The 24796-nt window shown below is 37.8% G+C and carries 19 protein-coding genes; 10 read left to right on the top strand and 9 right to left on the bottom strand.

The window, feature by feature from the left end; translation table 11 throughout:
• Window positions 1–117: 117 nt before the first annotated feature.
• Complete coding sequence (gene hppD / locus ABDJ41_RS08525; RefSeq protein ID WP_349785509.1) at window positions 118–1248, bottom strand: 4-hydroxyphenylpyruvate dioxygenase; 1131 nt, start codon at window positions 1246–1248, stop codon at window positions 118–120.
• Window positions 1249–1599: 351 nt separating this feature from the next.
• On the bottom strand, window positions 1600–2766 hold the full coding sequence (locus ABDJ41_RS08520; RefSeq protein ID WP_349785508.1) for a homogentisate 1,2-dioxygenase: 1167 nt from the start codon (window positions 2764–2766) through the stop codon (window positions 1600–1602).
• Window positions 2767–3171: 405 nt separating this feature from the next.
• Here ABDJ41_RS08520 and ABDJ41_RS08515 point away from each other — a divergent pair, with 405 nt between their 5' ends.
• From ABDJ41_RS08515 to ABDJ41_RS08505, 3 genes are all read left to right on the top strand, one after another.
• Window positions 3172–4503: an anaerobic C4-dicarboxylate transporter family protein gene (locus tag ABDJ41_RS08515; protein WP_349785507.1), complete on the top strand. Its 1332-nt coding sequence runs from the start codon at window positions 3172–3174 to the stop codon at window positions 4501–4503.
• An 80-nt stretch (window positions 4504–4583) separates the two neighbouring features.
• On the top strand, window positions 4584–5579 hold the full coding sequence (locus ABDJ41_RS08510) for a fumarylacetoacetate hydrolase family protein (RefSeq protein WP_349785506.1): 996 nt from the start codon (window positions 4584–4586) through the stop codon (window positions 5577–5579).
• A 3-nt stretch (window positions 5580–5582) separates the two neighbouring features.
• Window positions 5583–6470, top strand: coding sequence for a flavin reductase family protein (locus tag ABDJ41_RS08505; protein WP_349785505.1), 888 nt, complete (start codon window positions 5583–5585; stop codon window positions 6468–6470).
• Here the strand turns inward: ABDJ41_RS08505 and ABDJ41_RS08500 are convergent.
• The 6 genes from ABDJ41_RS08500 to ABDJ41_RS08475 all read right to left on the bottom strand — a co-directional run bounded on the left by ABDJ41_RS08500 (window position 6465) and on the right by ABDJ41_RS08475 (window position 12809).
• On the bottom strand, window positions 6465–7004 hold the full coding sequence (locus ABDJ41_RS08500) for a C40 family peptidase (protein WP_349785504.1): 540 nt from the start codon (window positions 7002–7004) through the stop codon (window positions 6465–6467). The genes ABDJ41_RS08505 and ABDJ41_RS08500 overlap by 6 nt on opposite strands.
• 62 nt (window positions 7005–7066) lie before the next feature.
• Window positions 7067–7768, bottom strand: a complete 702-nt coding sequence (locus ABDJ41_RS08495; protein ID WP_349785503.1) for an SDR family NAD(P)-dependent oxidoreductase — start codon at window positions 7766–7768, stop codon at window positions 7067–7069.
• Window positions 7769–7796: 28 nt separating this feature from the next.
• On the bottom strand, window positions 7797–9572 hold the full coding sequence (locus tag ABDJ41_RS08490; RefSeq protein WP_349785502.1) for an aromatic amino acid hydroxylase: 1776 nt from the start codon (window positions 9570–9572) through the stop codon (window positions 7797–7799).
• An 88-nt stretch (window positions 9573–9660) separates the two neighbouring features.
• Window positions 9661–10152, bottom strand: coding sequence for a GtrA family protein (locus ABDJ41_RS08485; RefSeq protein ID WP_349785501.1), 492 nt, complete (start codon window positions 10150–10152; stop codon window positions 9661–9663).
• A 3-nt stretch (window positions 10153–10155) separates the two neighbouring features.
• A complete protein-coding gene (locus ABDJ41_RS08480; RefSeq protein WP_349785500.1) occupies window positions 10156–12084 on the bottom strand; it encodes an LTA synthase family protein in 1929 nt (642 codons plus the stop codon).
• Between the two features lie 41 nt (window positions 12085–12125).
• Window positions 12126–12809: a CAP domain-containing protein gene (locus ABDJ41_RS08475; protein WP_349785499.1), complete on the bottom strand. Its 684-nt coding sequence runs from the start codon at window positions 12807–12809 to the stop codon at window positions 12126–12128.
• A gap of 188 nt (window positions 12810–12997) precedes the next feature.
• Between ABDJ41_RS08475 and ABDJ41_RS08470 the strand changes: the two genes are divergently transcribed.
• From ABDJ41_RS08470 to ABDJ41_RS08450, 5 genes are read left to right on the top strand one after another with little or no spacing between them, the layout of a single operon-like run.
• Complete coding sequence (locus ABDJ41_RS08470) at window positions 12998–14116, top strand: porin (protein ID WP_349785497.1); 1119 nt, start codon at window positions 12998–13000, stop codon at window positions 14114–14116.
• A gap of 43 nt (window positions 14117–14159) precedes the next feature.
• On the top strand, window positions 14160–15590 hold the full coding sequence (locus ABDJ41_RS08465) for an anion permease (protein WP_349785496.1): 1431 nt from the start codon (window positions 14160–14162) through the stop codon (window positions 15588–15590).
• A 4-nt stretch (window positions 15591–15594) separates the two neighbouring features.
• A complete protein-coding gene (locus ABDJ41_RS08460; protein WP_349785495.1) occupies window positions 15595–16263 on the top strand; it encodes a succinate dehydrogenase cytochrome b subunit in 669 nt (222 codons plus the stop codon).
• A 4-nt stretch (window positions 16264–16267) separates the two neighbouring features.
• Complete coding sequence (locus tag ABDJ41_RS08455; RefSeq protein WP_349785494.1) at window positions 16268–18184, top strand: fumarate reductase/succinate dehydrogenase flavoprotein subunit; 1917 nt, start codon at window positions 16268–16270, stop codon at window positions 18182–18184.
• A gap of 13 nt (window positions 18185–18197) precedes the next feature.
• Window positions 18198–18944, top strand: coding sequence for a succinate dehydrogenase/fumarate reductase iron-sulfur subunit (locus ABDJ41_RS08450; protein ID WP_349785493.1), 747 nt, complete (start codon window positions 18198–18200; stop codon window positions 18942–18944).
• 5 nt (window positions 18945–18949) lie between these two features.
• On the opposite strand, the gene ABDJ41_RS08445 is transcribed toward ABDJ41_RS08450, so the two are convergent.
• Window positions 18950–19651 carry a FadR/GntR family transcriptional regulator gene (locus ABDJ41_RS08445; protein ID WP_349785491.1) on the bottom strand — a complete coding sequence of 234 codons (702 nt, stop codon included), beginning with the start codon at window positions 19649–19651 and terminating at the stop codon, window positions 18950–18952.
• Window positions 19652–19821: 170 nt separating this feature from the next.
• On the opposite strand from ABDJ41_RS08445, the gene ABDJ41_RS08440 reads away from it, so the two are divergent.
• Both ABDJ41_RS08440 and nanU read left to right on the top strand, forming a co-directional pair.
• The gene (locus ABDJ41_RS08440; RefSeq protein WP_349785490.1) at window positions 19822–23124 is read left to right on the top strand and encodes a SusC/RagA family TonB-linked outer membrane protein; all 3303 of its coding nucleotides are present in this window, start codon (window positions 19822–19824) and stop codon (window positions 23122–23124) included.
• Window positions 23125–23136: 12 nt separating this feature from the next.
• Window positions 23137–24702 carry a SusD family outer membrane lipoprotein NanU gene (gene nanU, locus ABDJ41_RS08435; RefSeq protein ID WP_349785489.1) on the top strand — a complete coding sequence of 522 codons (1566 nt, stop codon included), beginning with the start codon at window positions 23137–23139 and terminating at the stop codon, window positions 24700–24702.
• Window positions 24703–24796 lie beyond the last annotated feature (94 nt).

The following is a 24796-nucleotide window of genomic DNA, read 5'->3' as shown; positions in this document are numbered from 1 at the left end:
AGTGCCTAAAGCCCGAAAATAAGTATTTTTATTTAAAATGGGGCTGGGCAAATTTACCAAAAAACCTACTCATAAATAATGAGCAGGCCTTTCTGTTGGTAAGTTTATGCAATTGATTTATAAATTACCTCTTAATTCTTGTTCACGTTCTAAAGATTCAAATAGTGCTTTAAAGTTCCCTGCACCAAATGATTGTGCCCCTTTTCGTTGAATAATTTCAAAGAATAAAGTTGGACGGTCTTCTACAGGTTTTGTGAAAATCTGCAACAAATAACCTTCTTCATCGCAGTCAACCAGTATACCTAATTCCTTAAGTTGGGCAATTTCTTCATCAATTTCGCCCACGCGTTCAGGCATCATATTGTAATAGGCTTCAGGGGGTGCACTTAAAAACTCAACCCCTCGAGCTTTTAATTCCTTTACAGTAGTCAAAATATCTTTTGTTGCTACTGCAATGTGTTGCACCCCTTCGCCTTCGTAAAATTCCAAATACTCTTCAATCTGCGATTTCTTTTTTCCCTCTGCAGGCTCATTAATAGGGAATTTAGAAAAACCATTCCCATTACTCATAACTTTGCTCATCAGTGCAGAATACTCTGTATTGATTTGTTTGTCATCAAATGAAAGGATGTTTACAAAGCCCATTACTTCTTCATACCATTTCACTGTTTCATTCATTCTGTTCCAGCCTACATTACCAACACAATGATCTATATATAATAAACCAGCATCAGTAGGATTATAGTCGCTTTTCCATTCTCTATATCCTGGTAAAAAGGCCCCATTATAGTTTTTACGTTCAATAAACATGTGAACGGTTTCGCCGTAAGTATATATCCCTGACATACGTACCTCGCCATGTTCATCTGTAAGGGTAACCGGCTCCAAATATGGTTTACCACCACGTTTTGTTGTTTCTTCAAATGCACTATAAGCATCATCAACCCAAAGTGCCAGGATTTTTACGCCATCACCGTGTAATTTTACGTGATCAGAAATGGGGCTTTTAGATTTAAGTGCTGTGGTTAATACCAATCTGATTTTTCCCTGCTTTAAAACATAAGAAGCACGGTCTCGCACACCTGTTTCGGGTCCGGCATAAGCGAGCGATTGGAAGCCAAACGCAGTTTTATAATAATGCGCGGCCTGTTTAGCATTACCTACATAAAATTCGATGTAGTCTGTTCCATTTATCGGAAGAAAATCCTGCGCTTTAGCAATCTTTTCTGCAAATGTTTGTGTTGACATTTTTAGTTTTTTTTATAATAATAAGTTAGTTAGTCTATTTCTTTATGGCTACCCGCCCTCTATTCTACTTTGCGATGCCCTCTATACTATATCCTCCCTGCTATTCCCGCTTTGCTTATGCTCCCTACTGTTCCCACCTCGCTTTATCCTCCCTGCTGTTCCTGCCTTGCTTATCCTCCCTGCTGTTCCCGCCTTGCTTATCCTCCCTGCTGTTCCCGCCTTGCTTATCCTCCCTGCTATTCCACCTTACTTATCCTCCCTGCTTTCAAAAAAATACAGTTGCTATGAGCTGACATGTAAAGATTTTGCCCTTCAGCAAAATGTTTGAGTCAGCGAATAGCACTGGATTTTTTATTCTATATTTTCTTGCCAGCTCCTATGATACCCTTCATCCTCAATACTCACTGCGTCTTCTGTTAACATCAGTGGTCTGAAAGGATCAATCATAACAGCTAATTCTTCAGTGCTTTCCTTTCCAATAGACTTTTCGACTGTACCAGGATGAGGACCATGAGGAATCCCACCGGGATGCAAAGTGATTTGTCCCTTTACAACACTTTTTCTGCTCATAAAGTCACCGTCAACATAATAAAGTACCTCATCGCTATCGACATTACTATGATTATAGGGAGCAGGGATAGAAAGTGGGTGATAATCATATTTACGAGGAACAAAAGAACAGATCACGAAATTATGTCCTTCAAAAGTCTGGTGTACCGGTGGAGGCTGATGTAATCTGCCCGTTATAGGTTCAAAATCATGAATAGAAAAGGCCCAAGGATAATGGAAACCATCCCAACCTACAAAGTCAAATGGATGCGTGCCATAAGTGTAAGGATACATTATCCCCTGTTTTTTGATCAGCACTTTAAAATCACCGTATTCATCGATCGTTTCCAGATCTTGCGGACGTCTGATATCTCTTTCACAAAAAGGCGAATGCTCTTCCAGTTGGCCAAAAGCATTTCTGTAGCGTTTTGGTGTGCGTATCGGGCTAAAGCTTTCTATAATAAATAGTCTGTTATTCTCATCATTAAACTCGATCTGGTAAATAGTGCCACGTGGAATTACCAGGTAGTCACCATATTTAAACGAAATTTTTCCAAAACCTGTTTTTAATGTACCTGTCCCTTCATGAATAAATATAACCTCATCAGCCTGACTATTTTTATAAAAGTAATCGGTCATTGATTTTTTAGGTGCGGCCAGGGAAATATGAAGATCGCTGTTTACCAAAACAGGTTTTCTGCTTTTTAGATAGTCGTCTTCAGGCTTTATATTAAAGCCGATCAGACTGGTATGTCTGAGGTGTTTCTCTCTGGCAATTTTAGGTTCAACAGAATAGGGTTCGCCAAGTGCTTTAACCATAGTTGGCGGGTGACAATGGTATACGAGAGAATATAAGCTTGAGAAACCCTCGGTAGAAACGAGTTCTTCTGCGTAAAGTTTTCCATCAGGTTTACGAAAAACCGTATGGCGTTTTTTTGGGATGGATCCTAATGTATGATAAATAGGCATAGCAATATGTCAGTTAATTGGTTAGAATAATAAGTAAACGTTAAAACCATGAAAAGCGTTTTAACTGAAGGCATTAAAGATGGAAATGCTATTTGGAATATTGTGCGAAAATGATTTTAGAAAGCATTCTATATCTGAATGCCGCCAGCGCTTGCGAGGCAATTTGACTTTGATATATGAAACGGCTTTTTATCATTTTTCTTTACGTCTGCTAATTTAAGTATTAAATCAAAGAATAACCAAAATTATAAGCTACATATTGAAGGGGTTAATGTTTTGAATTATAAATGTTACGTTAAGAGAGTACTGTGTCGATTAATGAAAAAGGATATATTATTCGTTGTAATTAATTTATATATTTAAAACCGTTAAAAAACCATACAAACAAACCAAAATAAATAAACGATGATCTGGATACAATTGGCAATTTTAATTTTGCTTATACTCGTTGGTGCACGCATGAAAGGTGTAGGACTAGGAGTGATGGGGGCTGTAGGACTACTCATTTTTGCGCTCGGCTTTGGTCTTAAACCAACAACTCCTCCAATTGATGTTATGCTGATTATCTTGTCTGTTGTGACCGCTGCTGCGGCCTTACAGGCTTCTGGAGGGATGGATTATATGGTGGGAATTGCTGAACGCATTTTGCGTAGAAATCCAAATCATATCACCTGGCTCGGTCCATTCGTTACCTATACATTTACATTAGTAGCAGGAACAGCACATATTATCTATTCTTTGCTGCCCATTATAGCCGAGGTGGCAACTAAAAAAAGAGTGAGACCTGAACGTCCGCTCAGTATATCTGTAATTGCGGCTCACATGGCCATAACGGCCAGCCCCATCTCGGCTGCCACTGTTGCGTTAACAACCTTAATTGCGCCTAAGGGCTATGAGCTAACTCATATACTTATTGTTGCTATCCCTGCCACCATAATAGGTGTGTTAGCAGGCGCCCTTGTAGCTAACAGGCAAGGAAAGGACCTCATGAAAGACCCGGAGTTTCTAGAAAGAATAAAAGATCCGGAATTTGTAAAGTTGTTGGATGGTGATACTTCGCAAGGAGAGAACAAAAGGGTTTATACTGCAGAATCAAAAAGAGCTGTGTTTGTGTTTTTATTCGCTGTACTAAGTGTAGTGATCTTTGCTGCAATTCCTTCAGTTCGACCATCATTTCCTGTTGATGGGAAAATGCAACCAATGAGAATGGTTGAAATGATCGAATTATTGATGTTAGCTGCTGCCGCTGCAATTGTTTTTGTATCTAAAATTCCTGCAACAAAAGTTTCTCAGAGTACCATTTTCAGATCGGGGTCTGAAGCAGTAGTATGTATATTTGGGGTTGCCTGGATGAGCGATACTTATTTGCAAGCCCATATGCCTTTCTTTGAAACTCATTTAAGTGCATTTGTAACCGATCATCCCTGGACTTTTGCTATTGCCTTGTTCGTAATGTCTATTTTACTATTTAGTCAAGCTGCAACTGTAAGGGCATTAATGCCTTTAGGTATTGCATTGGGAATTCCGGCTCCAGCACTTATTGCAATGTTTCCTGCAGTTAATGGAGACTTTGTCATTCCTAGTTATCCTACATTGGTTGCTGCAATGGGTTTTGATAGGACTGGTACGACAAAAATTGGTCGTTTTTTAGTAAATCATTCATTTACTCCACCTGGTTTAACTACAGTAACCGTAACTATTGCAGTAGGCTTTTTATTAGCTGCCATTTTGCTTTAACTTCTGCCTTAGTTATGGTGCTTTTGTTTAATTTTATATAGCTTTGGGCAACTACTTAAAAAATAAAAAAGAACTGATATATGAAGCTGGTATCCTATAAAACAGAAGACATAGAGCACCTGGGTGTTTATGTAAATGGGCATATTTATAACTTGAATTCTTGTGATAAATTATTGCCTGATGAAATGAATGCTTTTTTGCAGGGGGGTGTTGAATTGATGGAGCGTGCTAAAAAAATTGATGCACAAATTAAATCTGGCGAATTGGAACCAAAACAGGAAGCCTTTTTTGAATTGCTTGCACCAGTTCCTCATCCTACCTCATGTAGAGATGGTTATGCTTTTCGTCAGCATGTAGCTTCGGCCCGTAGAAATAGGAAAGTGGAAATGATTGCAGAGTTTGATCAGTATCCAATTTTTTATTTTACCAATCACAATGCGATTCAAGGACCAGGAGAAATAGAATGTATGCCCGACCATTTTCAAAAACTTGATTTTGAATTGGAAGTGGCAGTGGTAATTGGCAAAAAGGGACGTAATATAACGGCTGCTGAAGCAGATGATTACATTGCCGGTTATATGGTGATGAATGATATGAGTGCCAGAACACTACAAATGGAAGAGATGTTATTGAACCTGGGACCAGCTAAAGGGAAAGATTTCTCGACAGTAATTGGTCCGTGGTTGGTTACTCCTGATGAGCTTGAACAATATAAAACAAATGCGAAAGCTGGACATACGGGCAATGCATATGATTTAAAAATGACCTGTAAAGTAAATGGTGTAGAAGTATCAGCTGGTAATATGGCGGATATGGATTGGACATTTGCTGAAATCATTGAGCGCTGTGCGTATGGTGTTGATATCTTACCTGGTGATGTGATTGGCTCTGGTACAGTAGGCACAGGCTGTTTTCTGGAATTGAATGGTACAGGTCTATTGAATGATCCTAATTTTACACCTCAGTGGTTACAAGATGGTGATGTGATAGAAATGGAAGTAACTGGCCTTGGCCATTTAAGTAATACCATTAAAAAAGTAGATACAGACTTTTCAATTCTGGCGCTAAAAAAATAATTGATGTTAACAATAAATACAGCTGAAGCAACCCCGGCGCAATTGCAAAACTATATGCAGTATGCAATTGCGCCGAGGCCAATCTGTTTTGCCACGACGATCGATTTGGAGGGGAATATTAATCTTAGTCCATTTAGTTTCTTCAATATGTTTAGTACAAATCCACCGCTGTGCATTTTCTCGCCTGCAAGGAGAGTACGAGACAATACTACAAAACATACTTTAGAGAATATACTCGAGGTTAAGGAGTGTGTCATCAATATTGTGAATTATCCGATGGTTCAGCAAATGAGCCTGGCGAGTACGGAATATCCTAAAGGTATTAATGAATTCGAAAAATCGGGCTTTACAATGATGCCCTCGTTACTTGTAAAACCACCAAGAGTAGCTGAGGCACCTGTGCAGATGGAATGTGTAATAAGGGAAGTGATTCATCTTGGGGAAAATCCTGGAGCTGGAAATCTTATACTTGCGGAAGTAAAGCTGATCCATATTAAAGAAGAGATACTTGATGAAGATGGTAAGATTGATCAGGCGAAGATAGATCTTGTAGCAAGACTTGGTGGCGATTGGTATTGCCGTGTTACACCGGAAAGCTTGTTTAAAGTAGCGAAACCATTAACAACATTAGGTATTGGTGTTGATGCCCTACCTACAGCCGTAAGGAATTCTAAGGTGCTTACAGGTAATGACCTAGGGATGTTGGGCAATATAGAGCACCTGCCTGATGCGGGTGAAATTGATGCAATTCTGAACAATCCTGAAGTAAAGGAAATATTTGATGCGACTATAGGAGATATGACTAACCGTGAACGTGAGTTGCATGAACTGGCTAGAGAATGGTTGAGTAAAGGGAATGTAAGTGATGCTTTAAAAGTGGTTTTGCTATAAAATGCTTACCACTTTTAAAAAGCGTTTCTTATAAAAACCTTCATCTAGGCTTGAAATGGTAACTCCTTTCGCATTTCCAGAGGAGGAATGAATAAATTTAACCTCATCACCGTTTATAGAGTAAATAATTCCTACATGACCAGGTGTTCTTGATCTGCTGTTGGTACCTGTAAACAATATTACATCGCCAATTTTTGCATCTTCAAGCTTTTTTGCTTCTCCACTTGTGGCAAATTCTCTGGATGATCTTGGAACTTTAAAACCAAAATTACTGAAGACATAATTTACGAAACCTGAGCAATCAAAACCCCTGCTAGGACTACTGGATGCTGCTCTGTATCTAATGCCTAGCATTGATTTTGCAAATTCCAGTAAGCGGTTAGGAGATTCAATAGGCTTGGGTTTATTAACTACTTTACTTTGCTCAGAGAGTTTACTGACTAATTGCTGGTATTGGAGTGGCACGGTTGTTTGCGATTTAGCTGCAAACACACTCAATAAAAGAAAATATAATACAATTGGGAGACTCTTCATATTAACATGCCTAAGATATTAATTTAATACTTTAGGTTTAAGAAATGTTGATAACTTATTGATTAAGGAGTTGTTACTGCTACGGGAAGTATTTTTCCATTAAAAAATTTGTGACCTGTACGTGCAAAGTCAGCTACATACTTACCCATTTCAAAAGCAAGTACTGGAGATTGGTAACCCGGAAAGGCTTGCTCCAGCATCTCTGTCTGAGCTGAGCCAAGAGCCAGGCAGTTAACTTTTACACCGGTTTCAAGAAGCTCAAAAGCAAGGCATTCGGTTAAGGTATGCAATGCTGCTTTACTAGCAGAGTAAGCAGAAAGTCCAGGGAATTTTACGCTGCCTTGAAAGCCGCCCATGCTGCCTATGTTTACAATGTGACTACCACTCCCCATCAATGGAAGTAAATGCTGAATCATATTAAAATGTCCAAGTACATTGCTTTCAAACATACAGGCTAGGTCTTCCGCAGTAGTTTCAGAAAATGGTTTGTTGATCAATGCGCCAGCATTGTTGATGAGGATATCTATGTTGCCTAGTTTTTCTTTAAGAAATGGCATCAAAGCAGCATAATCGTCATTAACAATATCAAATTCTACAGGCAGTAATGTGCAGTCTGGATTAATACCTTTAGCAATTTCGAGTAATTTTCTGAGCTTGTCGGCTGATCTGGCAATACAAACAACCTTATTTTCTTTATTTAGTGTGAATTCTAATGCAGTTTCAAAGCCAATTCCACTACTTGCGCCAGTTAATACAATATTCATTAATTTTTATGTCTAATTATTATTATTCTTAGTTAATCAGTTGTGTAACCGGATTTTTTATAACATGTAATCCATCATGAATCAATTTACTTTGTTCAGGTTCATTGGAAGCTTTAAGCTCAAGATAGATACGGATTTCTTTTTCCAGATCAGGGTATTGTTGCTTATGATATAAAATCTCCAGAATTTCCATTGCTGAAAGCCAATCGTGGCCGTGGTTTGATTTTAATCTTTCAAATAAACCTGGTAACTTTTCATAGCCAGTTGCATTCTCTCTGATCAGGCGAACCGTCTTGTATATATCATGAAGTTCATTAGTCGCATCATCATAAATAGCTTTATGCGTTTGTTTATCACTAATATGAGTAATTTCTTCATAAGCCTCTTTGTCGGCCGCTCCATTAAATACCGAGACTATTGTTTCTCCAATTGCCATGTCGTACATTCCCCATTCAGGCTGAAAGAGGATATTCCCATTCGATTCCTTTACAGTACAATCTTCAAAGGAGATTAATACTGTCTTTCCTTTATGTTGCAAAATGCTTTTTACAAGTCCATTTACATGTATGCCACTTTCAAAAGTGAGGCCGATATGTTTGTTTTCTGTGATCCCAAGTTCCTCCAATTGCGAAAGGTTTAAGTCTTCCAGAGTATTCTGCTGTCCTTTTAACTTGCCTACAGGCGATGAGAATCCGTCTTTATGGTAAAATTTGCTATGGTTCTCTAACTGTTTATTGTCTACTGCCAATGCAGAAGGCCCAGTTGTTTTTATAAAACTCAGTTGATCATTCTCATCAAGCCCCATATCGGTAAAAACTCCTGTTACCTGTAATCCAGAGCTATACTCTGCTGTAGCTGGGTTTTTACATGCTATTGCTTTTACAACACTTTCCACTCCACCTTTTCTAAAGGCCATGGTATTTGCAAAAGACTCCAGTACATCAATCAGGTTCTGAAATGTTTCAGTTACAAATAATTGAGGTTGAGGTTTGGTGATGTCATAACTATAGTTAATGGTATCTATGTTATACCGTATTTTTTTGACATCGTCACGCATACAAGTTGAACTTTCCCCAATAGAAGAAAGAAGTCCAGCACCGTATATTTTTGGATTTTCTAATGTACCTATCAATCCATATTCAACGGTCCACCAATGCAGACGACTTAATAAAGCCATTTCTGATGGTTCGCCCATGTTTTCTGAGATATGCTGCAAGTGCTTTTCTGCTCTGGTAATATCCCCTTCAGCTGTGTCTACTGCTTCCTTTAAAATAGAAAGATTGCGAATTGCTTCATAAAGTTCAAAATCCTTAGCAGAAAACATCGCCTTAGCACCTATTGAACCAAAATAGCTTAGATAATTATTATAATCAGCATCTGCAATGATAGGAGCATGGCCAGCTGATTCATGAATAATATCTGGTGCCGGTGTATATTCAATATGGTTGATCTGTCGGATATCAGCAGCGATAACCAATACTCTATAAGCCTGATACTCCATAAAGGCCGCAGGTGGAATAAATCCATCTACAGTAACTGCACCCCAACCTATTTTACCTAGGTTGTCGTTCATGGTTTGCAGATCAGGAATATGCTCAATGCTTAGGCCTGCCCTTTGTAAACCTTTGATATAAGGATAAAATGCTACATGTTTTAAATAACTATAATTCTGACGCATTACATAGCGCCAAACAGCCTGGTCTATGGGCGTGTATTTTTCATAGTGCTGCTCAACAATAAATTGCCTTAGGTGCTTTGGAAGGTTAGCTACCTGTGGATTGTTGAAGTCATTAAAATCACTCATTTTTATGATAGTTAGTTAGACGAAGTTAACGCTATCAGGGATGTTAACCAAATAAAAAGCAACGCAATGACCTTAATATGAAATTTATTTAAGGATGTTTTTTAACCCGAAATGTAAAGTGCTTTTGCAGGAAATAACTACACAGAGATAGGGTTAAGGTGATAAAGGCCTGTGAGATGGATGGATAGAAATGTAAGCCCTCTACCATATATTTAAGCATCGCAAAATTGAGTCCAAAGTTAATAGTCAAAACTGCTGCATACCTGAACATTTGTATTCTCCCTTTTAAATTAGATTTGGTGAAGACAAGATATTTGTTCAAGGTAAAGCCAATTATAAAACTGATGAATGTACTGATGATGAGTGCTGCAGAGTGTGCTGTAATTAACTTAGGCAGAAACGGGAAATCGACTTGTATACTCTTTTGTTCTAAGATCCAGTTATAAGCAATGTAATAACTCAGGATACCAGATACAGCAGTAGTACCTCCAGAAACAAGGTACCTGAATGTATGCAAAGGTAGCCAACGGGAGAAGGGTGGATAAAAGAAGTCGATAATGCTTAACAGAAATTTACGCATGTATTATTTCGCTGTTAATTTATTCTCAATCATTCTATTGTTGTATTGCTGTATAAATGCTCTGAGGTATTTATTCATTTTTTCTGTAACCGCTGGTTCCTGATCTACTATGTTATTCTTAGTAAGTCTGTCTTTTTTTAAATTATATAAGGCATTGTTTATTTTACCATCACCAATCAATAGGTAATCTCCCTGGTAAAAACTGAAGAAATTATCATTGTTATTAATGGCAAAGTTATCTGGATTTTTATTAAAAGCATCAAAACCCAGTGCGAAATATGGTTTGTCGTAATTCAGGTAATTGAGCACAGTAGGCATAATATCTATTTGTTGAACTATTTTATCTGTTTTTCCTTTTAGATCACCACCTGGGTAATAAAATACAATTGGGATAGAATAATATCCTGGAGTCGTTTGATATTCTGGGAAATAGGATAAAGTAGCATGGTCTGCACATAATACAAATAAGGTATTGTTATACCATGGCATTTTCGACGCTTTATTAAAGAAATTACGTAGTGCCATATCTGTATACCCGAATATTTCCTGCACAGGAAGTGGGCCTTTTGGAAATTTACCTACATATTCTTCTGGAAGACGGAAGGGGTGATGAGAAGATAAAGAGAAGAATGCAGAGAAGAAAGGTTGCTTCAGGGTATTCATCTCATCGGCCATATACTGCATAAAAGGATCGTCCCAGATACCCCAGGTTCCATCAGTATCACCGGTTTTACCGTATTCATTTTGCCCGAAATAATGTTTAATCCCGGCAAGATGCGTATAGGAAGAGAATCCCATTGAGCCATTTGGAGCACCATGAAAAAAGGCGGTTTCATAACCTTTATCACCCAATAGTTTTGCAATACTTGTGGTTTCGTTACTTGAATAAATAGACAAGATATAAGGTTCTCTATTGGATGGGATACCTGTAATTACAGATGGGAGTGCATCAATTGATTTACGCCCGTTTGCATAAGTATTTGTAAAAGTAAAACTTTGTCCAATTAACGAATCAAGAAATGGAGTGTAGCCTTTATAATTTCCATTCATCAAGTCTTTGTTTAAGCTCCCTACATGCTCTTTTCCTAAACTTTCTATGATAAGGAATACAACGTTAAGCTTTTTAAAAGCTGCGGTATCTGCAGGCTGATGAATAGGATTGTAAATAGAATTAAGGGTTTTCTCGTCGTAATAATTTACTGGTTTTAATTTTGTTGCTTTAAGGGTTCTGAATATGCAAAATGGTGTGTTAAGTACCAGACTCATCTGGTCTGGGGTATCTACATATTCACCAGCATTACTTAGTGTAATTGGTCTCGTACCGAAACCCCATCCACCACGTACCCCAGTAACACATGTCAAGGCAATACCTAGCATTAAAATTGTTTGTAAAGCGTAATCTGTCCATTTAAAATGGCTTTCCCTTTTAACAGTAATCATGTTGTAAAGGCGGATGAAAAACCAGATAGTAACAGCGTAAAGAATAAACATATACCAGTAATCACCTAAAAAATCAATGAATAGCTTAAATTTATTCTGTTCATGACTAAACTGACTAAAGACTGTAGCTGTTGTCCGTTTAAGTGTGTATCTGTAGTAAGCAAAATCGGCGAAATTTGCCATAATGCCTATGCTGTTTGTGATAATAAATAGCCATTTACAAAAGCGCTGATAGCCATCATTATATTTAAAAGGAGCTGGAATTACGTGTAGAAGTATAAAAATGGCATTAATATAAATCAATGCTGAAGCATCAAACTTTAATCCTCCCCATAACATGTATAGGTATTTTGAGAAGGTTATATTTTGAAACAGGTCTTGGTTAAAGGCGTAAAATGCTAGTCTACATAAGGTGTATAGTTCCATTGCTATCAGGAAACGGTAGGCTAGCGCAAAGTACAGATTTACTGCAATAGGATTCTTTCTTTTCAAATCGACTTTTAGTTGAGGGCACCAATTTAAGGATTTTGCGGCTAATGTGGCAATGCTACAAAATCTATTACTGCGCAATAACGATAAGTTTTATGGGGCTGAATGCTTATGCCGACTGTATTTAACTGATAAGAAGTGTTAAGAATCATTTTTCTATGACCCAGATCAGGAACACCTTTGTCTATTAATAGCATACATACATTTCCCAATCCAGAAGAAAATCCAAACGAAAGGTTTTCTCCGCTAGATTTTTTAGGATACATTTTAGCAATCCTTTGGATGGCAGTACGGCCATCTTTTGAATTGTGTGCAGCGTAATTATTCTTATTCATGTCCTTAGCATGTTGCTTGGCAACCCAACTTAGTGCCTCATCCGGCCAGAATACTGGTAAAAGTTTGATGTTTTTAAGATCTCTTTCCAAACTTCGGTAATAGCTGTCATTTCTGCTTATTTTAAGGCGCTCATAATTACTGTACTGTTTCATTTTTTCATTATGATCATCAATGAAGTCTTGTAAAAATGTATTGAAAAATCGTTCTCCATCCATACGAACCAAATTCATATAAATAACAATATCTTTTTCTTCGCCTGTTAAATAAGATGCGTTTCCTGCAGTATTTGCCATTTTTAATTCCTCTTTGGTCCATATTCCCGAATTTTGGGCCTTGGAATCAGATGTGTTGAAGAATACGAAAAGGCAAATAAAAATTAAAATTGATTTCATGTTTTACACTTACTAAGCCAGACCAATATAAGCGATTCGGCTTGTCGTTTATCTAAACGTTAAAAACATTTGGTAATTGCTTTTATTGATGAAGATCATGAAAAATAACAATCCGAAACATTTTTATTTGCCATTTATTTATTCTAATTTGTTAGGTAGAAGACAATTGCATAAAAACATCCCTACTTATGAAATCTAATTCTCTCATAATCGCTCTGATTCTATTATTCTTTTCGCAGTTTACAAGTGCTCAGGGTATTAATGTGGCTGTGTCTGAAAAGGCTAAAATAAATTTTTCAGGTATGATTCAGACCCAGTTTAATTACTCTCTGGACAATGATATAGACATCACGGGTAAGCATCATACCGGTCCGGAACATTTTTCCAGAAATTCTTTTTCTGTAAAGCGTGCACGGGTACAGGTAAACGCAGTGATAAATGACCGTATTAATGCTGTAATGCTGGTGAACTTTGGTGATTTTACTGGAAATCCTCAAAACAAAGTATTAGAAAATGCTTATATCAAATATAGTGTAAATGATTATGTGAATTTTCAGTTTGGACAATTTAGGCCTCAGTTTGGACAGGAGGATAATTACCCTGTTGACTTTGTCAGGTCGATAGATTATTCTAATCAGTATTATCTTTTTGGATCTAACAGTTGGCAAAGCTTTCAGATTGGTGTAAGCTATTTTGGTGAGATTAAAGGTATTAGTATACCTATTAAATACGCCATTGGGGTGTTTAATGGTAATAATCGTAACCAAATTGGAGACAATGACGATGGGAAGATTGTGCCTGCCAGATTAGTTTTTGGGCTTGGAAAAAACACAGAATTTGGTGTGAGTGGAGGTGCCGGGAAAAATATGGGACAGAAAATATGGGCTTATGGAGCGGATATCGACTATAAGAAAAAGTTAAATGAAAAATGGGATGTTGAATTTGTTTCAGAGTATAAACAAGGAATTAATAGCGTTGCATATTTTGCTCAGGAAGACCCTTTAATTCCAATTAACAGGTATGCAATGCGTGGGGTATATCTACAACCCAATATTGGCTATAGTTTTAAAAACGTACGGCTTAAAAAAATGGAATTTGCTTTCCGATACGAATATCTTGATGCTGATTTTAAGCAGGAGGGGAATGCGCGACAAAGTTGTATTCCTATGGTTAGCGCTTCATTTGCAGAAGCTTATGCAATCAGGGTGCAGGTTGGTTATTTAATCGACAGGTATCAACGAAATATTCCGAATACAACTCAATATAATACAGATCGAATTATTTGTCAGGTACAAGCAAGGTTCTGATTTGAATCTTAATGGTAAAACTGTTTATTAAACGCTTAAAAACATGAAGGAAATTAATTACAAAATGATTTTTGTTACGCTTGCCTTTGGTTTATTGATTTGGTTTATTCCAGTTCCAGAAGGTGTTAAGCCCGAAGCCTGGCATTTGCTGGCTATTTTTTTAGCAACAATATTGGGGATTATACTTAAGGCAGCATCAATGGGAACGATGTCTATGATTGCTATTGCTCTTGTCGCATTAACTGGTGTTCTGGCTCCGGGTGATCCTGGTAAATCGATTTCATTAGCACTTAGTAGCTTCGGGGATAAAGTAATCTGGTTGATAGGAATCTCCTTTTTCATTGCCAGGGGTTTTATAAAAACAGGCTTGGGTAGTCGTATAGCTTATCTTTTTATTCGTGTTTTTGGCCGAAGTTCATTAGGCTTAGGTTATGGTCTTGGTCTTGCAGATTTGGTTCTTGCTCCAGCAATCCCAAGCAATACTGCTAGAGGTGGTGGTATCATTTACCCCATCATGAAATCTATGGCTTTAAATTTTGGCTCGATTCCTGAAAAGCCTGAGACACATCGCAAGCTAGGTGCTTACCTGAGTCTAAATTGTTATAATGTAAATCTGATCACCTCATCCATGTTCCTGACTGGTACAGCAAGTAATCCTATGTGTCAGAAGTTTGCTGCTGATTTAGGGATTAACATAACCTGGATGTCCTGGATGTGGGCAGCACTTATACCTGGAATTATTTCATTAATCGCTGTACCTTATATTTTGTATAAGATTTATCCACCCGAACTTAAGCGAACTCAAGGAGCTACTAAAATGGCTTCAGAGAAGTTAAAAGAGATGGGGTCTGTTACCCGTAACGAATGGCTAATGCTTATTGCTTTTTTTGTGTTGTTATTTTTATGGATTACAGGTGATATTTTTAAAATTGATGCAACTACAACCGCATTTATCGGATTGGTGTTTTTATTATTGTCGCAAGTACTTAACTGGGACGATGTTAAAAGTGAAAAGGGAGCCTGGGATACTATTGTTTGGTTTTCGGCGCTGGTCATGATGGGAAGCCAATTGAATCATTTAGGCTTAATTCCCTGGTTTAGTGAATTGGTAAAGACTGAAATTGGTGGGATGAGCTGGACTATGGCTTTCCCAATCATCATCCTGGTTTATTTTTATAGTCATTATATGTTTGCCAGTGCTACTGCACATGTTGCTTCTATGTATGCTGCTTTATTAGGAGTAGGGATATCTGTGGGTATACCACCTTTATTACTTGCGTTGTCTTTGGGTTTTTGTGGTGGTATTTATGGTACATTAACGCATTATGGTCATGGGCCGGCGCCAGTATTTTTTGGAAGTACATATGTTGAGGTTAAAGAATGGTGGTCGCGCGGATTTATATTAAGTTTAGTGTTTCTGGTAATATGGATGGGCATCGGTGGTGCCTGGTGGAAAGTAATTGGAATTTATTAAGATTATGGATAGAAAAATACAATTATCAACTATAACCCGAAAAGCGTTAATGGCGCTGACAGGACTTTTTCTCTGTTTTTTTCTGGTGATCCATTTATTGGGAAATTTACAACTCTTGCTTCCGGCAGAACAAGCAAAGGAAAGTTTTAATAGTTATTCGCGCCTGCTATCAGGTAATATTTTTATAAAGATCATTTCCTATGTATTATATACTTCAATCATAGTTCATTGCGTAGATGCCCTGATTATTACCTTGAAAAATAAAAAGATAGCGGGTAAGTATGCTGTAGATAACCGTGCTAAAGTGAGCAAATGGTATTCCAGGAATATGGGTGTCTTGGGAACTATCATTCTGATATTCCTTGTTTTTCATTTCAAGGATTTTTGGTATCAATATAAGTTCGGCACATTACCAATGGATGAATATGGAAACAAAGATCTTTACACCATTGTTATTGCAGCCTATCAGGATTGGTGGTATGTATTGTTTTATGTGCTTTCTATGTTTGCATTAGGGTATCATCTGCTGCATGGGTTTTTTAGTGCTGCACGTTCACTTGGGGTTTATCATCCAAAATATGTTTCCTGGATCAGGATATTTGGTACAGGTTATAGCTATGTTATTGCTATTGGTTTTGCCATTATACCCATTTTTATTTACTTAAACAGATAGGATTATGGAACTGAATGCTAAAATACCTCCCGGACCTTTGAAGGATAAGTGGAATTTTTACAAGGATCATGCGAAATTGGTGAATCCTGCCAATAGAAAAAAGATCAATGTAATTGTCGTAGGTACTGGTCTTGCAGGTAGTTCAATTGCTGCTTCTTTGGCTGAGATGGGTTATAAAGTAAAGTCTTTTTGCTTTCAGGATTCAGCTAGAAGAGCTCATTCTGTTGCTGCCCAGGGAGGAGTAAATGCAGCTAAAAATTATAAAAATGATGGCGATAGTGTATATAGAATGTTCTATGATACTATAAAAGGAGGTGATTTTCGATCAAGAGAAGCGAACGTATATCGACTTGCAGAATGCTCTGCTCAATTAATTGACCAGGCTGTTGCCCAGGGAGTACCTTTTGGAAGAGAGTATGGCGGTTATTTGAATAACCGCTCTTTTGGTGGGGTACAGGTAAGCCGTACATTTTATGCAAGGGGACAAACCGGACAACAATTGCTTCTAGGGGCTTATCAGGCATTAATGAGGCAGGTGGCTGCGGGTAGTGTGCAACTATTTACTCGTCATGAAATGATGGATGTCGTTGTTGTGGATGAGAAGGCAAAAGGGGTGATTGTGCGGAATTTAGATACTGGGGAACTTGAACGACATAGCGCTCACGCTGTCATTTTAGCAACAGGAGGATTTGGGAAGATTTATTATTTGTCTACACTTGCTATGGGTTGCAATGCTTCAGCTATTTGGCGTGCACATAAAAAAGGAGCATTGATGGCTTGTCCAAGTTGGACGCAGATTCATCCTACTTCGTTGCCTCAATCAGGTGCTTATCAATCGAAGTTAACTTTGATGTCTGAATCATTACGTAATGATGGTCGTATTTGGGTACCATTGAAAAAGGATGATGTTAGAGATCCTAATGAAATACCCGAATCGGAAAGAGACTATTACCTGGAAAGGAGATATCCAGCATTTGGTAACCTGGCCCCTCGTGATATTTCGTCTCGTGCAGCAAAAGAAAGAATTGATGCTGGATATGGCATAGGAGCGCAAAAGAATGCTGTTTACTTGGATTTCTCTAAAGCAATTAAAGAACAGGGACAGGAGAAAATTGCACTGAAATATGGTAACCTGTTCGATATGTATCGTAAAATCACAAGCATTGATGCTTATGCTGAGCCAATGATGATCTCGCCGGCTGCCCATTTTTCAATGGGTGGACTTTGGGTCGATTATGAACTGATGACTACTGTTCCGGGGTTATTCGCATTGGGAGAGGCTAATTTTGCAGATCATGGCGCAAACCGGCTAGGTGCAAACTCTTTATTGCAGGCCTGTGTTGACGGATATTTTGTAGCTCCTTATACCATTTCTAATTATCTCTCCGGAGAGATCCGTTCTGAAATTATTCCTTTAGATCATCAGGCATTTGTTGATGCTGAAATAAATGTGCGTGCACATATTGGGAAACTGCTTGCTGTGAATGGTACAAGAACAGTGGATGATTATCATAAAACGTTAGGTAAGTTACTGTATGATTATTGTGGTTTATCAAGGAGCAAGGAAGGTCTGACGTACGCCATTAATGAGATTAGAAATCTGCGAAATGATTTTTATGAAAACGTTAAAGTTCCTGGTGGTGATGATGAAATGAATGGTGAATTAGAGAAAGCAGGGCGTATTAGTGATTATCTGGAGGTGGCAGAACTAATGTGTGTTGATGCATTAACACGTGAAGAGTCTTGTGGCGCACATTTCAGAGAAGAATATCAGACGCCAGAAGGGGAAGCACTTAGAGATGATAAAAACTTTTGTTTTGTATCGGCCTGGCAATGGCATGGAGAGGGTAGAGAAGAGGTGTTGATTCCAGAACATCTGCATTTTGAGAATGTTGAACTAGCAGTAAGAAGTTATAAATAACAAATCCAGCGTTATGAAGATCTATTTAAAAATATGGAGACAAAATGATTCGGGGAGTCCGGGTAAATTAGTTGATTATGAGCTTGATAATGTGGTTTCACATATGTCTTTCCTGGAAATGATGGATACTTTAAATGAGCAATTAGTTCTTTCTGGAGACCGTCCGGTGGAGTTTGATCATGATTGCAGAGAAGGTATTTGTGGCCAGTGTGGCATGATGATCAATGGAAGGGCGCATGGACCAATTGCGCATACAACTACTTGTCAGCTTCATATGCGGGAATTTAAAGATGGCGATACCATTTATGTCGAACCTTTTAGGGCACATGCTTTTCCTATAAAACGGGATCTTAAAGTTGATCGCTCTGCATTCGACAGGATTATTATGGCTGGAGGTTTTGTTTCTGTTAATACCGGACAGGCACCTGAGGCCAACAGTATCCCTATTACTTCTGAAACAGTAGAATCAGCATTTGATTCAGCGGCTTGTATAGGTTGTGGAGCCTGCGTTGCAACCTGTAAAAATTCGAGTGCTGCATTGTTTACATCTGCTAAAATTTCTCATTTGTCAAAATTGCCTCAAGGGAAAATGGAGTCAAGAAAGCGTGTACTTACTATGGTTGCACGTATGGATGAAGAGCAATTTGGGCATTGTACCAATACAGAAGCCTGTGAAGTAGAATGCCCGCAAGGTATTTCAGTACTCAATATTGCCAGGATGAACTGGGAATTTTCATTGAGCAGTATATTGAAGAAATAGCAAGGTTATTCAAATAACCTTGCAAAGTGATTTTCAAGATGATTACGCATGGCATTCCTAAATAATTCCGGGGAGCCATTCTCTAGTATATCTACAAGCCCTTTATGGGATACAAATTTCTGTATCTGCGTTTGTTTCTTTAATAGTCCACTGTTGTGCACATAGTCAAATACAGGTAAGAGCATCCTTTGAAAGGTTTTTAAAGTGTCGTTTCCTGTAATTTCATAAAGCTTTCCGTGGAAAACTATTTCATGATCTATATGGAATATATAGTTCTGAGCAGTGTCGGGCTCGTTTTCTACAATCTCTTTTAATTCTTTTATGTCTTCAGGTGTAATGCGTTGGAATAAAAAATCAGCCATACCAATTTCAAGGGCAAGTCTGATTTCAAATATTCCTTTTAATGTATCCTGATCAAGAACATGAGGGTTCATTGTTTTGCTCATGATGCCAAATATGTCGGGGCTGGTAATTACAGATCCCTTTTTCTTTTTGGTTTCAATCAATCCCATCATTCTTAAACGCAATATGGCTTCACGGGTAACAGTTCTGCTTACGCCTAAAGTTTTAGATAAATCTAATTCTGTAGGAATGGTGTCACCCACTCTAAGTTTCTTTTCCTGAAGTAGTTTCACAAGGTTCGCTTCTACTTTGTCAACCAGAGAGCTTGTATCTAGTGGTTGAAACGGTTCGGTTATGCTTTCCATTATTATGTATTATAATATATTTTTCTAGTAAAAATGCTTTTATGACTCAAATATAATGGTATTGAGGATATTTCGATAAAAAAAGTAAATATTTCTTGCATATGAAGTAAAAAAGTCATTACCTTAGATTTATTATGTTATACATAATGCTAAAACCAAATCTCAATAGTATGAAACAGTTTTATTTAAAATCCTTTATTTTGCTGTGTTGCTCGCTGTTCTCTATAGGCGTCTTCGCACAGAGTAAAAAAGTGACCGGTACGGTTACAGGAGAAGATGACGGACTCTCAATTCCAAGTGTTAGTATTTCTGTAAAGGGAACTAAAGCAGGTACACAAACTGACATGAATGGTAAGTTTAGTTTAGAGGCTACAGCAAATGATGTATTAGTCTTTACTTACCTGGGTTATTTAACTCAAGAAATTAAGGTAGGTGCCAGTACAAGTTTAAAAGTAGTGTTAAAACCAGCTGCTGCTAATCTTGATGAGGTGGTGGTTGTAGGTTATGGAACGCAGAACAGACGTAATGTGACAAGTTCGATTGCTAAATTGGACAAGGACGTATTGGCTAATGCACCACGATCAAATGTGGGGAGCGCTTTACAAGGTACAATTGCAGGTTTGCAGGTAGTTAATAAAACGGGACAGCCGGGTGCGGGCCCAACAATCACACTTAGAGGTGGTGCAAGTATTAACAGTCCGGGTACTCCATTGGTAATTGTAGATGGAGTAATCAGAGATTATAATGATATCTCCTCAGAGAATATCGAATCAATGGAAGTTTTAAAGGATGCCTCAGCTACTGCCATTTATGGTGCAAGAGCTAACAACGGTGTTATTTTAATTACCACTAAAACTGGTAAAGCAGGAATGGCACAGATCAATTACAAATTTACAGGTGGATACAATCAACGAAGAGAGGGATATCAATACTTGGGAGCAAAAGATTATATCTATTATACCCGTTTAGGATATCTTAATGCAAATAGAACACTCGCACAGGTTAATAGCTCCAGAGGTTTGGGTTTGTTAACTGATGCAGCCAATCTGGCTACTTTTGATATCAGGTCATACGTTGCAGGAACTACTACTTTACCTGCAGGATGGGAAGTTATGGATGACCCATATGGTGGTCAGATTATGTTTAAAGATCATGGTGGTGAAGTTGAAGATGTGGTATTTCGCAATACTTATACTAAAGACCACTATCTAAGTGCGATGGGTGGAAATGATAAAGGGAAATATTTTGCTTCTTTTGATGCATATAATGAAGATGGTGTAATTGTTGGATCTAAATACAAACGTTATACAGGTGATATCAATGGTTCTTATAAAGTAAAACCAAGTGTTGAAGTGGGAGGAGGTGTAACACTTTCTACCTCATCACAGATCGGAGCAATTGGTTCTGAGGTAAATAACCTTTACAGAAATCTTGCTATCTGGCCAACATTTAACCCTTGGTTAGACGAAGCGAAGACACTTCCAAATCCTGGTAATGGTGTAAATGATGGTAATCCATTGTATTGGTTGGGTAGATTGAATAGATCTAATGAGGTAAATAAGGTAGTAGTAAATGGTTCAGTAAAATGGGATATCATTCCAGGCTTGTACTTTAAAGGAACTGGAAATGCATATTTACTGGATAGGCTAGATGAGTCTTTTCAAAAGTCAACACAGTTATATACGAACATATTTGCCAACCCACAAACTATTAGCAGTAGCAGCAGGGATGCAATTAACTTACGTAGAAGAGATTTTCAAACACAATTTAATGGAATCTTAAATTACAATAAAGAATTCGGAAAGCATAATTTGAATGCAATGGTTGGTGCTGAAACATTTCTTACCAAGACATTAAATGCACAAATCTACGGACAAAATGCGCCAACTGATGAAATTCCTACTATTAACGCTTCAACAGTATTTCCGGCAACTATAGGAACAACGAAAGTAAATTATAGTGAGAAATCTCAGTTTCGGATCAATTCAGTATTCAGCAGGTTAGCTTATGATTTTGATCAGAAGTATTTATTTACTGCAGTATTTAGAGCGGATGGAGTTTCCAGTTTACCTGAAGGTAATCAATGGGGGTATTTTCCTGGAGTATCTGCAGGATGGAATGTACATAAAGAAGCATTCTTCCAAAATACTGGTTTGAAAAATTATGTTTCTACTTTAAAACCACGCGTAAGTTATGGTGTGAATGGGAATATAAATGGTTTAGGTAAATATGATGTTCAGGGTGTGTATACTTCTCCAGCTAATTATGATGGTTTAGGTGGATTTTTCCATGATAAATTGCCTAATGAAAACCTTAGGTGGGAAAAAAGTAAAACCCTTGATTTTGGTTTGGACTTAGGTTTGTTGAATGATAAAATAACTTTATTGTTTGATTATTACGATCGTAGAACTTCTGATCTTTTAACTGACTTGCAGTTACCAAGTTATATTGGCTACCCTCCTTTAAAAACAAACCTGGGTACTTTACAAAATAAAGGTTATGAGGTTGCGATAAATGCTAGAGTATTAAATACAGAAGGTGGATTTACACTGAATTTGGGGGCTAATGCAAGTTTTGTAAAAAATAAAGTGCTGCAACTTCCTTTCAATGGGAATGAAAATAACAGACAAGGTGGATTGCAAGTATATGATCCGGCATCTGGTCAGGTTATATGGGTAGGTGGAATACAAGAAGGACGTGCTATAGGAGATATTTATGCTTATAAGCAAGTCTCTATTTTTAAAGATGCTGAAGAAGTCGCTCGTGTAGCTGGAAACAGAACTGATGCAATAGCTGGGATTACTGGTCCAAATTTGCCTGCCGGAGCAAACGGTCGTATCACTCCAGGTGATGTGAACTGGGCAGATTTAAATGGGGATAATATCATCGACTCAAGAGACCAGGTTTACCTGGGGAATACTATGCCAAAATGGACAGGTGGTTTTAGTGCTAATGCAGCTTATAAAGGTATTTCATTGTCTACTCGTTTTGAGTTCGCAACAGGTCATACCATTTATAATGATTTAGTGGCAAGAACGATGGGTAACTATCAGGGTACATTTAATTACATCGATTTAATGAAGCAATCCTGGTCACCAACCAACACTGTTACCGATGTTCCAAAAGTATACTTTGCTGATCAGGTTCTGGGATCAAAACAAAATTATACCAGAGCAAATAATGCGGGTTCTGTATTAAACAGTAACAATTCCAGATTCTATGAAAAAGGAGATTATCTGGCATTAAGAGAAGTAACCCTTTCTTATACATTACCTAAGTCATTGATGGCAAAAACTAAGTTTCTTAATAACACCAGAGTTTATGCTACTGGAAGCAATTTGTTTTATATAACTGGTTTTACCGGTCCAACACCAGAAGCACCAATGGATGCTAATAATAACATTACGGGTGTATATGCAGGAACTTATCCTACGCCTAGAACATTTGTATTCGGTTTGGAAGTTTCATTTTAAAGGTTAAGCGTCATGAAAAAGTATTATAGAAATTTAATAGCAATCTTAGGATTGCTCACAGTAACCATGAGTTCCTGTAAAAAGGATCTGGAATTAAAACCAATCAGTAATTTAAGTGATGACACTTATTGGAAAAATGCAGATCAATATGATGCCTTTGTCTCAGGTATGCATAGTAAGTTCCGCGGACATAATGGTAATTTTATGTTTCTTGGTGAACTACGTTCAGGGATATATGGTAACGACCCTGGGACTACAGCTTCCTTTACAGGTGAGGCTTCTCAGGGATTAGAGCGGATGTGGTTACATACATTAACTTTGGATGCTGCGGGGGTAAGTAATTTTGGAACTTTCTATACCAATATCAATCAGCTGAATTTATTAATTAATAAGCTGAATACCGGAACAATTTTGTCAGAACCAGCAAAGAAATACTACTTAGGTATAGCTTATGGAATGCGTGCCTTCTACTATTTCCAGATGTATAGAACCTGGGGAAAAACCGTAATCCAGACTGAATTTATTGATGCACCAAATCTGGACCTCTTTAATCTTTCAAAAGCGGCTTCTCCGGCGGCAGATGTGCTTAAATTGATTCAAGAAGATATAGATAGATCTACTGATAATTTTGGTGTAGACTATTCTATAAGACGTACCAAAGCTTACTGGTCTAAAGCTGCGACTTTAATGTTAAAAGCAGAGGTTTATTTATGGACCGCACACAGAACTGGAGGAATGACTGATGCCAATATTGCTAAAACTGCATTAAATGATATCAAAACTAATATACCTGGATTAGGTTTGGTTACAACTTCATCTAATCCTTTAAATTCTCCTTATGCAGACGTTTTTGCAGCAAAAGGAAATAAAGAAATGATAATGGTTAGCAGAAATCAATTGAATGAAGCGGAGATGTCATTTATTCCAACGTCCTTTACACCACAATCAGGTTTGATTGCTAACTTCTATGATTCATTGGCAAACCGCAAGTTTAATACTTCTTCTGAGAATTATGGAGGTTTGTTACGTGCACCAATTAAGATAGCCACTTATAGGAAATTCAGTGATAAAGATACCCGTAGAGATGCGTCAATACAAGCAGCATATTCATCACCAACAGCAGGCACATACAGAATTGCAGGTTGTTTCTTAAGGAAGTATCAAGGACAACAGGATGCTGGAAACAGAAGGTACACCAACGACTACCCAATTTACCGTTATGCAGATCTATTGCTGTTAATGGCTGAAGCAAAAGAGATTTTAGGCGAAAGTCCGGCAGCAGAGATCAATGAAATAAGAGCCAGAGCTTATGGCGCTAACTACAATGTGGCAGTACAGGGATTTCCTAATCTACCTGGTGATGGAGATATCAAGACAGCAATTCTTAATGAGCGCTTCTTTGAGTTTATAGGAGAGGGCAAAAGATGGTACGACTTAAGACGTATGGGGGATAGCTACGTGTATGCTAACACTGGATTATCTGCAGGTGAATCTTACAAACTTCTGTGGCCAATAGACCGGGGTTCTTTAACCAATAACAGAGCTTTGACACAAACAGACGGTTATCCGCAATTTTAAATATTGTTTCCTTTGGTTTAATCAGTAGCAGTCTAAAAACTGCTGCTGGTTTATTAAAGTGATGCCTCGATCTTTTTACAAATAATATCTACAC

Source organism: Pedobacter sp. ASV1-7 (assembly GCF_040203335.1).
Lineage (GTDB): Bacteria > Bacteroidota > Bacteroidia > Sphingobacteriales > Sphingobacteriaceae > Pedobacter.
Note: the sequence above shows the minus strand (reverse complement) of the source record. Positions and strands in the feature narration are given on the sequence as shown.